Genomic DNA, 12,790 nt, shown 5'->3' with positions numbered 1-12,790 from the left:
TAAGACGTTAAGATTTCTTGAGGTGATGTATGGCTAAAACACTAGTGATCGTTGAATCTCCGGCTAAGGCTAAATCCATAAGCAAATTTTTGAGCAATAATTATACAGTCAAAGCGTCCATGGGACATTTGCGGGATTTGCCTAAAAGCCAAATGGGAGTTGACGTAGACAAAGATTTTGAACCCAAATATATAGCTATCCGTGGACGAGGAGATTTAATTAAAGAGCTTCGCGCTGCCGCCAAGTCTGCCAATAAAGTTCTTCTGGCCTCTGACCCTGACCGCGAAGGGGAAGCTATTGCTTGGCATTTAGGCCACCTGCTTGGGTTGGATCTATCAGAGAAGTGCCGTATTGAATTCCATGAGATTACAAAACCAGCCATCACGGCAGCGATTAAACATCCCCGTCAGATTGATTCCAGCAAAGTAGATGCCCAACAAGCCCGTCGTGTCTTAGATCGTTTGGTGGGGTACCAGTTGAGTCCGTTCCTTTGGAGAAAAGTGAAAAAGGGCTTAAGTGCCGGGCGGGTTCAATCGGTTGCCGTCCGTTTAATCTGTGATCGGGAAGAAGAGATACGGGAGTTTATTCCGGAAGAGTACTGGACATTGACCGCTTCCTTGAAAAGTGAGGGAGGGGTATTTTCTGCTAAGCTTGCCAGGAAAGGGGATCACAAGATCACCATTGCTTCGGAAGAAGAGATGAAGAAGGTTCTCCAAGAACTGGCCGACCAGTCATACCGGGTTAAAGATGTTCGTACCAGGGAGAAAAAGAAACAACCATCCCCTCCCTTTACCACCAGCAGCCTGCAACAGGAAGCTCATCGCAAGCTGAATATGTCACCCAAAAGGACCATGATGCTGGCCCAACAGCTCTACGAAGGGATAGAGCTGGGTAAAGCAGGAGGTATAGGTTTAATTACCTATATGCGTACCGACTCCGTGAGGATTTCGGAAATTGCTCAGGAGGAAGCCAAGGATTTTATTGTGGATCACTATGGGGAGGATTATTACCCGCCGGAACCACGTCAATTTAAAAGCAAAGGCCGGGCCCAAGAGGCTCATGAGGCCGTTCGCCCTACTTCCATATTGAGAACCCCGGACTCCATGAAGGAATTCTTGTCCCGGGATCAACTTCGTCTTTACCGATTAATCTGGGACCGTTTCTTAGCAAGCCAAATGAGCGCGGCTATCCTTGATACGTTAACCGTTGAAGTAGAAGCCGGTGAGTACCTGTTTCGTGCTAACGCTTCCACGGTGCGTTTTCCTGGATATCTTGCCGTTTACGAAGATGGACAGGATGAGAATGAGGACCAACAAGAAGGGACCCTCGCGGCCAATATTCAGCCCCATGAGAGTCTTAGTGCCGTTCATCTCCAAGAGAAGCAGCATTTTACAGAACCGCCTCCTAAGTATACGGAAGCTTCCTTGGTGCGAAAAATGGAGGAGGAGGGAATTGGCCGGCCCAGTACCTATGCCCCTACTATCGAAACGATCCAATCACGGGGCTATGTGGCTAAAGAAGGAAAACAGCTTTCTCCTACAGAATTGGGAGAAATCGTCATCTCCATTCTGACAGAGTATTTTCCGGAAATTGTGGATTTGGAATTTACCGCAAATATGGAGAAAAGGCTGGATGATATTGAAGAAGGGGCTTTACCCTGGAAAGCCGTCATTCGGGAATTCTATGGCCCCTTTGCGGAATCCTTAGAGGAAGCCGATCAGCTTATGGGTAAAGTACAAATCGAAGATAAGGTATCGGAGGAAATCTGTGAAAACTGCGGACGTAACATGGTGATCAAAATGGGACGTTATGGCAAATTTCTGGCTTGCCCAGGCTTCCCCGAATGCCGCAATACAAAGCCTTTGTTGGAAGAGGTCGGAAGGTCATGCCCCGATTGCGGGAACCCGCTTGTTATCCGGCGCAGCAAAAAGGGCAGAAAATTCTATGGCTGCAGCACTTATCCGGAATGTGAATTCGTATCCTGGGAGTTGCCGGCACCGGAACCCTGTCCAAAATGCGGAGGATTAATGGTGGTTAAAACCTCGAAGCAAGGGAAAAAATATGTCTGTACGAATTCCGAATGCCGTTTTGACAAGCAAGTAGAGGAGCAAGCAGAATAATATGTCAGCCATTACAGTGATCGGGGCAGGTCTGGCCGGAGCGGAAGCCGCCTGGCAGATTGCCCGACAAGGAATAGAAGTTGAGCTTTATGAAATGAGGCCGGTGAAAATGACACCGGCCCATCATACAGAGCATTTTGCCGAATTGGTCTGCAGTAATTCTCTTAAAGGGGCAGGATTGGATAACGCAGCCGGACTGTTAAAAGAAGAGATGCGCCGGCTGGATTCGTTACTCATGAGAGCAGCAGACCGGTACGCTGTACCTGCGGGAGGCGCTCTAGCCGTTGACCGTGAGAAATTTTCTCAAGAAATAACGAAAATTCTCGAAGAGCATCCCCTGATCCAAGTTCACCGGGAAGAGGTCAAGTCACTTCCCCCATCGGGTATTGCTGTGATTGCCTCAGGGCCATTGACCTCGGAGGATTTAGCGCTGGACATCCAGAAGGTGACAGGTGAGGATGCCCTTTCCTTTTACGATGCTGCAGCTCCCATCGTTACCTTAGAGTCGATTAATATGGAAAAAGCCTTCTGGGCCTCTCGTTATGATAAAGGGGACCCAGATTATTTGAATTGTCCCATGACTGAAGAAGAATACAAAATTTTTTACAACGAACTCATCAAGGCCGAGACGGCTGAAGTCAAAGGCTTTGAAAAAGGTAAAATCTTTGAAGGCTGTATGCCCGTCGAGGTCATGGCAGCCCGGGGAGAGCAAACCCTGACCTTTGGCCCTCTTAAACCCGTAGGCCTTATCGATGCACGCACTGGCAAACGATCCTATGCTGTTGTACAGCTCCGCAAAGAAAACCGCGCAGGGACCCTTTTTAATTTGGTGGGTTTCCAAACCCATCTCAAATGGGGAGAGCAGCAACGGGTTTTCCGTCTTATCCCCGGCTTAGAAAATGCCGAATTCGTCCGTTTCGGAGTCATGCATCGCAATACCTTCTTAAATGCCCCCAAAGTATTAAAGGCCGACTACAGCCTCCAAAAATCGCCCAATCTCTTTTTTGCCGGTCAAATCACCGGAGTAGAAGGCTATGTAGAATCTACAGCCAGCGGCTTAGTGGCAGGTCTCAACGCCGTTCGCCGCCTCAAGAACCTGCCCACCCTTATTTTCCCACAGGAAACAGCCCTTGGCTCTCTGGCTCGCCATTTAGAAGGATCCCCCAGCGTGGACTTCCAACCCATGAGCATCAACTACGGTCTTCTCCCACCTCTAGAGGTCCGTATCAAAGCTAAAAAGGAGAAAAACGCAAAAATCTCCGAACGGGCTTTGGCGAAGCTGGAGGAGTTCAAAGCAGCGGAGGGGCTTAATTAAGTGAAAGCAAACTCTCCAGGATTATATTTTCCACGTTCACTCTATAGTCTGCGCGGACCGAACTAATCGCTCAGGCTCTTCGCGAAGTTCGGTATCCGCTCGCCTAAAGCTGTTCTCTTTCGGAAAGCATAATCCTTGGGTGGGTTTTCAAGCATTTGTTCGAGTATCTTATGAGGACGTGAAAAGGACCCGCAAGCGTAGCTTTGCGCACAAAAGCGAACGGATTTAGTGGAGGGGCGGTCGGGTCAACGAGGCTTTCTTAACATAGCGCAGCCACGGTTCGCATGCAGAAAGCAGCGGGGTTTGGCGTAGCTGTTAAGAAAGCGAGTTGACCAGCCCTGGAGCTACGGAGAGAGCGTTGTGCGCAAAGCTACACGACCCGGCCAAAGTTTTCATTCTAAAAACGAAGAGGTGAGAATGCACCATGCAAGCCGATCATGCCCTCAGCTTATTCGACGGCCACCTTAAAACCCAAAACCGATCTGAGCATACGCTCATAGCTTACCATAATGACCTCATCCAATTCTTTGATTTCGCCGCCCGGGAGTTAGGCGAAGAACCGGAAAAAATAACCGTCGATCAGGTGGATATATACATCGTTCGCAGTTTCCTTGGGGAAATGACGGACCGGGGCCTGGAGAGAAAAAGCATGGCCCGCAAACTTTCTGCCTTGAGAGCCTTTTTTAAATTCCTATGCCGGGAAGGAATCCTGCAGAAAAATCCTATTCAGCGCATAGCCACCCCTAAGTTAGGAAGGAAGCTGCCCCACTTTCTCTCGATAGAAGAACTGGATAAACTGATTCACACTCCTGACTGCACCACACTGCTGGGGGCGCGGGATCAGGTGATCCTGGAATTGCTCTACGGATCCGGCTTACGGGTCAGCGAGCTGGCCGATCTTAATCGTCAGGATATCGATGAGGGGACTTCCCTTCTTCGGGTTCGCGGAAAAGGAAATAAAGAGAGAATCGTTCCCTTAACCCATTACGCCCTGGAAGCCGCCCGGAAGTATCTGAACATGAGAGAGGATGAACAAGAGGCGTTACTCTTGAATTACCAGGGATCGCGGTTATCCGTTCGTTCCATACGCCGGATTCTCGATGGATTGGCGCTGGAGGCTGGGTTATCACAACACCTTCATCCCCATATGCTTCGTCACTCCTTTGCCACCCATTTACTTGATGGCGGAGCTGATCTTCGCAGCGTCCAGGAGCTATTGGGGCATGCCAAGCTCTCCTCTACCCAGATCTATACTCATTTAACGAAGGAACGATTACGGGAAATCTATGAGCAAAGTCATCCCCGGGCAAAGAAAATGTAAGGGGCTTGTAAATTTTCACAAAAAGACAACAATTGTACACAACTTCCCTTGACACTTACCCAATAATTCTGTAAACTGCCGATATAAGGAGGTATTCCTATGTTCCATGCAACGACCATCGTTGCCGTAAAAAAGGATAACCAGGTAGCAATGGCTGGTGATGGCCAGGTTACTATGGGCCAGGCAACTGTTATGAAGCATAAAGCAAGAAAAGTGCGCCGACTGTTCCACGGCAAAGTTCTTGCCGGGTTCGCTGGTTCCGTTGCCGATGCTTTTACACTCTTCGAGAAATTTGAAAATAAGCTTGAGGAATACCAAGGAAATCTCCAACGAGCTGCTGTAGAGCTTGCCAAAGACTGGCGGATGGATAAGGCACTTCGCAATCTTGAAGCTCTGCTCATTGTAGCAGATAAACAAAGCATGCTCTTAATTTCAGGCTCTGGTGAGGTCATCGAACCTGACGATGGAATAGCGGCGATTGGCTCCGGTGGTAACTATGCTTTAGCAGCAGCCCGGGCATTGGTTAAAAATACAGATCTCCAACCTGCACAGCTTGTTCAAGAGGCTATGGAGGTTGCTTCGTCTATTTGCGTATATACCAATGACCAAATTATTGTTGAAGAACTGTAAGGAGGGGAGCCAATGGAACAACTTACACCACGGGAAACTGTCCGGGAACTGGATCGATATATCGTAGGTCAAAACCAAGCTAAACGGTCAGTAGCAATAGCTCTCCGTAATCGCTTCAGAAGGAGCTTGCTTCCCGAAGGGATGCAAGAAGAAGTTCTCCCTAAGAATATTCTCATGATAGGCCCCACAGGGGTTGGGAAAACTGAGATTGCCAGACGCCTGGCCAAACTGGTACGAGCTCCTTTTCTTAAAGTGGAAGCCACAAAGTTTACGGAAGTGGGCTATGTGGGCAGAGATGTTGAATCCATCATCCGTGATTTAGTGGAAATTTCTTTGCGCATGGTTAAGACGGAGAAGATGGAAGAGGTGGAGATTCAGGCTGCACAAGCTGCGGAAAAGCGCCTTGAAGCCCTACTCGTTCCAGGGAAACGCCAGGAAAATAATTCGTCAAACCCTTTCCAATTTTTGTTTAACCAAGGACAAGAAAAAGATGAGACGGTAACTCCCGAGATTGAAAGAGATCGGTCGTTTATACGTGAACGCTTGCGCAGTGGAGAACTTGATGATCAAGTCATCGAGGTTGAGGTAGAGGACAACCAACCCCTTCTCCCTGATTTTTTAGGAACCGGCATGGAAATTAATACAAATCTTCAGGATATGATGGCAGGAATGCTTCCCAAAAAGCGGCATAAACGGAAAGTTACAGTCAGAGAGGCTCGTCGTATCCTAACCACTGAAGAGGCACAGAAGCTCATTGATCATGATGAAGCTGTTCAAGAAGCGATTCGCCGGGCAGAACAAGAAGGGATGGTTTTCCTCGACGAAATCGATAAGATTGCCGGAAGAGAGGGAGCTTCGGGTCCCGATGTATCCAGGGGAGGCGTCCAGAGGGACATACTGCCTATTGTGGAAGGCTCCACGATTAACACAAAGTACGGACCCGTAAAGACCGATCACATCCTGTTTATAGCAGCCGGTGCATTTCACGTGGCCAAACCATCGGACCTTATTCCCGAGCTTCAGGGGCGCTTTCCCATCCGGGTTGAACTGGAATCCCTGAGCATTGAGGATTTTAAACGGATTCTGACTGAGCCCCAATCCTCATTAATTAAGCAGTACAGTGCTCTGCTGGAAACCGAAGGGATAAAGGTCGAGTTTACAGAGAATGCTATTGATGAATTAGCAAAAGTTGCCTACGAAGTGAATTCCAACACAGAAAACATCGGGGCCAGAAGACTTCATACCATCGTGGAAAGAGTCTTGGAGGAATTGTCCTTCGAGGCCTCGGAGCTGCCTGAAGATTATACGGTTACGATTAATCGGGAATATATTCAACACCGGCTTGGAAATATCGTAAGGAATCAGGATCTTTCCAGGTATATCCTTTAACAGGGAATTTGAATCAGGGTTTAAATAATAGGAGGAATTTTCGCAATGAAAAACTTATTGGAAAAAACAAGAGGTATCAGTAAATTAATCCAGAAGGCTGCCGGACATCCAGTAGACTTCGATGAAATGGCCAATGTGCTCAGTGAATCCATTCAGTCCAACTGCTATATCGTAGGACGGCGTGGCAAGATTCTGGGCTATAGCTTTATGCCTAATTTTGGCTGCAACACCATGGAAGACATCGTTGTTCATACCGAGCGTTTTCCTGAAAGCTATAATGAAGGATTATTAAAGGTAACAGAAACTCGGTCCAATACAACTCAAGTAGCCAACGGATGCGTATTTAACGAAAAAGAGCGTTGTCATTTCAACAATAAAATTACCACGATTGTCCCGATTCTCGGAGGCGGAGAACGCGTGGGAACATTAGTATTGGCAAAATTCGATCAGGATTTCAGCGAAGCAGATTTAATCCTTGCTGAATACGGAGCTACAGTAGTTGGTATGGAAATCCTGCGGATAAAAGCTGAGCGGGCAGAAGAAGAAGCCCGGAAGAAAGCGGCTGTCCAAATCGCTGTAGGCACCTTGTCTTATTCAGAATTGGAAGCTGTAGAGCATATCTTTGCCGAACTGGGAGGCGGGGATGGATTACTGGTTGCCAGCAAGATCGCCGACCGTGTGGGAATTACCCGTTCCGTCATTGTCAACGCCTTAAGAAAATTTGAATCCGCCGGTGTGATTGAATCCAAATCTTTAGGGATGAAAGGGACCTACATCCGCGTATTGAATGATTATCTCCTGGAAGAGCTGGACAAAATCAGCCACAATAAATAATCCCTGTAAACACAAAGGTGGAGGGATCTCGATGGAAGAACAGGTTTATTCCTATCAAGTGAAGCCTTTGCTGATTCCCGGGGGACTATATCTCGTCATTGCCCCACTTGCTTTAGCTGGTCTGCACTACGGATTAAAGATTTCGGCTTTGGAAACGAATATACTGCGGGTTATCTATGGTCTTACCGCTCTGGGGATTGTCGCCGTATGTGTTTATGGACGGAGCAAGAGTTTTCGGATCAGTGACAATCGGTTAGTCTTTGGTTCTCTGAGGGGAGAGTACAGCCTCTCCCCTGCTGAGATTCGCCGAATTGCCCTTTTTACGACCAAGCAAGGCAAGGAAATCGTTCAGATCAAAACCAAAAAACAAGATTATTATCTCAGCGATCTCTATTTTCCTTTTCCGGAACTGATGACAGAGTTGGAGCAGTACATCAAAGAGAATGAAATTCGGACAAACTTTTCCTGTGCATAAGCTTTTTGTTGCATTGGAGTTCCAACTATGATATCCTATTCGCAGTGTGAAATGACTACACACGCAGAGGGATGGCGGCTTAAGTTCCCTGAGATCAGGGTAAGCCAAAAGATGAACCTGCGGAGGAAAAAAACAAGAAAGGAGGTGCAACACAATGGCTGTAATTTCTATGAAGCAATTACTAGAAGCCGGTGTTCACTTCGGTCATCAAACTCGTCGTTGGAATCCTAAAATGGCTCGTTACATTTTTACGGAGCGCAATGGTATCTATATCATTGACCTGCAAAAAACCGTAAGAAAGGTAGAAGAAGCCTACAATTACGTGCGGAATTTAGCGGCAGATGGCGGTACTGTTTTGTTTGTCGGTACTAAGAAGCAAGCCCAGGAGTCAGTGAAAGAAGAAGCTGAACGCTGCGGTATGTATTATGTCAATGAGCGTTGGCTCGGCGGCATGATGACCAACTTCCAAACCATTCAAAAGCGTGTTAACCGTCTTCGTGAATTGGAAAAGATGGAAGCTGAAGGAGTATTCGAGGTTCTTCCTAAAAAGGAAGTTGCTTCACTTCGCCATGAAATGGAGAAGTTGGAGAGATTCTTAGGCGGAATCAAGAACATGAAAAGACTTCCGGATGCTTTGTTCGTTGTGGATCCACGCAAAGAGCGGATCGCTGTGGCTGAAGCCCATCGCTTGAACATTCCTATCGTTGGTATTGTGGATACGAACTGTGATCCTGATGAAATCGACGTGGTCATTCCAGCGAATGATGACGCAATTCGTGCAGTGAAGCTCTTAACAGGTCGTATAGCGGATGCCATCATTGAGGGACAACAAGGAAGCGATGAAGCTGAAGAAGCAGCAGAAGAAGCTGCTGAAGAAGTCGTTGCTGAATAATTATCCCCCATACGGGTAAATGTGGATTAAGTAGAGGGGCAGGGTGAAGAAGGGTTGGTTAAGCTTCCCGGATGCTCATCCTGCTCCTTTTCTGTAATGTCCTGTCGAAAGAAATACATACAAATGTTTGGAGGGTTTTAACATGGCAGAAGTTAGTGCAGCTCAAGTAAAAGAGCTCCGTGAACGTACCGGAGCCGGAATGATGGATTGTAAAAAAGCTCTTAACGAAGTCGGTGGCGATATGGATAAAGCGATTGATTTCCTTCGTGAAAAAGGTCTCGCTGCTGCAGCCAAGAAAGAAGGACGCATCGCAGCCGAAGGAATCGTTGAAGCCTATATTCATGGCGGCGGAAGAATCGGCGTCATGCTCGAAATCAACTGTGAAACAGATTTCGTGGCCAATACGGATGATTTCAAACAATTTGCCAGAGATATCGCGTTGCAAATTGCTGCGGCAAAGCCCCTTTACCTTTCGAAAGCGGATGTTCCTGAAGAGGAACTGGAGCATGAAAAGAATATTCTCAGAGCTCAGGCTCTAAATGAAGGAAAACCCGAGAAGATCGTTGATAAGATGGTCGAAGGAAGGATCTCCAAATACTATAAAGAAGTATGTCTGCTTGAGCAAGAATTTGTGAAAGATCCGGATAAGACCATTAATGATCTCGTACTTGAAAAGACTGCTAAGATCGGAGAACGTATCGTGATTCGTCGCTTTACTCGCTATGAAATGGGCGAAGGGATCGAGAAACGTCAAGAAGACTTTGCTGCAGAAGTTATGAAAGAAATGAACCGCTAAGGTAAGCAATTAGAGGACACTTAGGTGTTCTCTTTTTAGAATAGCGAAGAGGATTATTTTTCGTTATGTAGAAATATGTATTTGGAGGTTCAGCAATGGAAACACCACGATATCGCCGGGTTATCTTAAAACTTAGCGGAGAAGCGTTAGCCGGGAATCAGGGCTTTGGTATTGCTCATGATATGCTTGTAGCCGTTGCAGAACAAGTTGTTGAAATCCAGAAGCTTGGAGTAGAAGTGGCCTTAGTGGTTGGTGGTGGAAACATCTGGAGAGGAATTGCGGGAAGCAATCAAGGGATGGACCGGGCCAATGCGGATTATATGGGAATGCTTGCCACGGTAATGAACGCTTTAGCGTTGCAGGATGCCTTGGAAAAGGCTGGTGCGGCTACTCGTGTCTTGTCCGCTATTGAGATGAGACAAGTGGCGGAACCTTATATTAGAAGACGGGCTATCCGCCACCTTGAAAAAGGACGCATTGTTATTTTTGCGGCTGGGACCGGAAACCCTTATTTCTCAACGGATACCACGGCAGCACTGCGTGCTGCGGAGATTGAAGCCGAAGCCATCCTTATGGCCAAACGTGTGGATGGAGTTTATGATTGTGATCCCCTGAAAAATCCTGAAGCTAAGAAATATGACAGACTGACCTTCCTAGATGTTCTTAGCCAGGGATTGGGCGTTATGGACTCTACAGCAGCTTCATTGTGTATGGACAATAATATTCCTCTTATCGTGTTTGACCTAAACAAAAAGGGTAATATCCTAAAAGGAATCATGGGTGAATCCATTGGAACCTATGTAGGGAGGGATAAATAATGATTAATGACGTTTTAAAAGAAGCAGAAGACCGTATGGTCAAAGCAGTGGAAGCGCTAAAAAGAGAATATTCTACGATTCGTGCAGGGCGGGCCAATCCCAACATGCTGGATAAGATCACCGTGGAGTACTACGGGACCCAAACTCCAGTGAACCAGCTGGCCAATATTTCAGTTCCGGAGCCTCGCATGCTTGCGATTCAGCCCTGGGATAAATCCAGTCTGCCCATGATCGAGAAAGCGATTTTGAAATCTGATTTAGGATTGAATCCCTCAAGCGATGGTGCAGTTATTCGTCTAATCATTCCTCAGTTAACCGCTGAACGAAGAACAGAAATCGTAAAGACTGTGAAGAAAAAAGCTGAAGAATCCCGGGTTGCAGTACGCAACATCCGCCGGGACTGCAATGACGACCTTAAGAAACTGGAAAAAGACCATACGGCTTCAGAAGATGAAGTCAAACGGGCTCAGGATGATGTACAAAAGATGACCGATAAATTCGTAAAAGAAATTGATCGTATTATGGGTATAAAGGAAAAGGAAATCATGGAAGTTTGATTTCCAGTGGATTTGACCCCCTTTAAACATAAGGGGGTCTTTACCCTCTTTAAGGTCTGCCCATTGGAGGTATGGAAATGTGGCATAGATTTTGGGACAAAAAAGAGAAAAGCAAAACCTTAGTCGATCAGCTGGATAAGAATAATTTGCCGCGGCATATAGCTATTATCATGGATGGGAATGGCCGCTGGGCTCAGAAGCGAGGCTTACCCCGAGCGGTAGGTCATAAGGCCGGCGTCGAAGCACTGAGGGATATTGTTAAGGCTTGTTCAAATCTTGGCATTGAGGTCTTAACGGTTTACGCTTTCTCCACCGAAAACTGGAGTAGACCCAAAGATGAAGTCAATATTTTAATGAATCTATTAATCGATTACTTACGACGTGAATTGGATGAACTCCACCAGAATAAGGTGTGCATACAAATGATTGGCAATATGGAACAGCTCCCTTCGGAAGCGCAAAAAGAATTAAAGCGCTCTATTAAAAAAACAGAGAACAATAGGGGGCTTATTCTCAATCTAGCCTTAAATTATGGTGGACGTGCAGAAATAACTTCAGCAGTACGGCGGCTCTGTGAAGAAGTCATGAAGAAAGAGTTGACACCTGAAGAAATTACGGGAGAAGTTATCTCACAACATCTGTTTACATCAGGATTACCTGATCCGGATTTACTCATTCGGACTTCGGGGGAGTTGCGTGTAAGTAATTTTTTATTATGGCAGATTGCTTACACCGAGATTGTTGTCACAGAATGTTTGTGGCCTGATTTTAATCCGGATCAACTGATTGAAGCGCTTCTGGAGTTTCAGAAGCGGGAGCGTCGTTTTGGCGGGTTGAACAAGCGGTAAGGAGTATCATATGCTGACAAGAACACTAAGCGCCTTGGTTTTTGTCCCTATTATATTGGGATTGACATATTTGGGAGGGGTATATACTGCTTTACTTGTGACGACGGTTTCCCTCATAGCGCTTAAGGAAGCTCTGGCCATTGGTGAAAAATTAGGATTTAAAGCATGGACTATAAGTTCGGGTATCTTTTCCATGGTATGGCTATACCTGATGTTTGCGGGCGAAACCCAATGGAAATTTCCTTTAATGATTGCATGGCTTTTGTTTGCTATGGGAAGAATGGCTTTAGGGTATCCCAGGGTTAATTTGGGAGAAGCAGGGTATAATTGTTTTGCTCCGATTTACACTGTGGTGCTGTTTTCTCATCTCTATCTTATCCGAGGATTCTCTGAAGGAATAGCTTGGGCAATTCTCACGTTTATTTTGGTATGGGCTACGGACACTTTTGCATACCTTATAGGGAGAGTCATGGGGAAGCGCTTACTTGCCCCTCACGTCAGTCCCAAAAAGACCATAGAGGGTTCCTTAGGGGGACTGGTTTTTTGTATTCTAAGCGGCATCCTGGCGTGGAAAATTATTGGCGGCGCCCCTTTTATAGCGTACATTGTTTTAAGCATTGTCGTAGCTGTCAGTGCTCAGATTGGTGACCTGTTCGAATCCGCCCTGAAACGCAGTGCAAACATTAAAGATTCAGGGAAGGTTATTCCAGGACATGGGGGAATTCTCGACCGCTTTGATAGTCTTTTATTTGTGATACCCATTATGTATTATTGGGCATTATTTGTGAGGTGATT

At 46.5% G+C, this 12,790-nt stretch carries 13 protein-coding genes; all 13 read left to right on the top strand.

The genetic code is table 11. From position 1 onward, the window contains the following. The first annotated feature begins 29 nt into the window (after positions 1–29). Positions 30–2,120 carry a type I DNA topoisomerase gene (gene topA, locus DESDE_RS15100; RefSeq protein WP_014794888.1) on the top strand — a complete coding sequence of 697 codons (2,091 nt, stop codon included), beginning with the start codon at positions 30–32 and terminating at the stop codon, positions 2,118–2,120. Between the two features lies 1 nt (position 2,121). Next, a complete protein-coding gene (gene trmFO / locus DESDE_RS15095; RefSeq protein WP_014794887.1) occupies positions 2,122–3,435 on the top strand; it encodes a methylenetetrahydrofolate--tRNA-(uracil(54)-C(5))-methyltransferase (FADH(2)-oxidizing) TrmFO in 1,314 nt (437 codons plus the stop codon). Positions 3,436–3,859: 424 nt separating this feature from the next. Further along, positions 3,860–4,756: a tyrosine recombinase XerC gene (gene xerC, locus DESDE_RS15090; RefSeq protein ID WP_014794886.1), complete on the top strand. Its 897-nt coding sequence runs from the start codon at positions 3,860–3,862 to the stop codon at positions 4,754–4,756. 99 nt (positions 4,757–4,855) lie between these two features. Then, positions 4,856–5,386, top strand: a complete 531-nt coding sequence (hslV, locus tag DESDE_RS15085; protein WP_014794885.1) for an ATP-dependent protease subunit HslV — start codon at positions 4,856–4,858, stop codon at positions 5,384–5,386. 12 nt (positions 5,387–5,398) lie between these two features. Continuing rightward, positions 5,399–6,775, top strand: coding sequence for an ATP-dependent protease ATPase subunit HslU (gene hslU, locus DESDE_RS15080; protein WP_014794884.1), 1,377 nt, complete (start codon positions 5,399–5,401; stop codon positions 6,773–6,775). Between the two features lie 45 nt (positions 6,776–6,820). Further along, on the top strand, positions 6,821–7,609 hold the full coding sequence (codY, locus tag DESDE_RS15075; RefSeq protein WP_014794883.1) for a GTP-sensing pleiotropic transcriptional regulator CodY: 789 nt from the start codon (positions 6,821–6,823) through the stop codon (positions 7,607–7,609). A 31-nt stretch (positions 7,610–7,640) separates the two neighbouring features. Beyond that, positions 7,641–8,084, top strand: a complete 444-nt coding sequence (locus tag DESDE_RS15070; protein ID WP_014794882.1) for a hypothetical protein — start codon at positions 7,641–7,643, stop codon at positions 8,082–8,084. Between the two features lie 154 nt (positions 8,085–8,238). Then, positions 8,239–8,976, top strand: coding sequence for a 30S ribosomal protein S2 (gene rpsB / locus DESDE_RS15065; protein ID WP_014794881.1), 738 nt, complete (start codon positions 8,239–8,241; stop codon positions 8,974–8,976). 142 nt (positions 8,977–9,118) lie between these two features. After that, positions 9,119–9,772, top strand: coding sequence for a translation elongation factor Ts (gene tsf / locus DESDE_RS15060; protein ID WP_014794880.1), 654 nt, complete (start codon positions 9,119–9,121; stop codon positions 9,770–9,772). 95 nt (positions 9,773–9,867) lie between these two features. Continuing rightward, positions 9,868–10,590, top strand: a complete 723-nt coding sequence (gene pyrH, locus DESDE_RS15055; protein ID WP_014794879.1) for a UMP kinase — start codon at positions 9,868–9,870, stop codon at positions 10,588–10,590. Further along, positions 10,590–11,147 (top strand): ribosome recycling factor, encoded by a 558-nt coding sequence (gene frr, locus DESDE_RS15050; protein ID WP_014794878.1) that lies wholly within the window; start codon positions 10,590–10,592, stop codon positions 11,145–11,147. Before pyrH ends, frr begins: the two co-directional genes overlap by 1 nt. A 77-nt stretch (positions 11,148–11,224) precedes the next feature. After that, on the top strand, positions 11,225–11,995 hold the full coding sequence (gene uppS / locus DESDE_RS15045) for an undecaprenyl pyrophosphate synthase (protein ID WP_014794877.1): 771 nt from the start codon (positions 11,225–11,227) through the stop codon (positions 11,993–11,995). A gap of 10 nt (positions 11,996–12,005) precedes the next feature. Next, complete coding sequence (locus DESDE_RS15040; RefSeq protein WP_014794876.1) at positions 12,006–12,788, top strand: phosphatidate cytidylyltransferase; 783 nt, start codon at positions 12,006–12,008, stop codon at positions 12,786–12,788. The last annotated feature ends 2 nt before the right edge of the window (positions 12,789–12,790 follow it).

It is taken from the genome of Desulfitobacterium dehalogenans ATCC 51507, from assembly GCF_000243155.2.
Classification (GTDB): Bacteria; Bacillota; Desulfitobacteriia; order Desulfitobacteriales; family Desulfitobacteriaceae; genus Desulfitobacterium; species Desulfitobacterium dehalogenans.
This window is presented reverse-complemented; position numbering and strand designations above follow the sequence as displayed.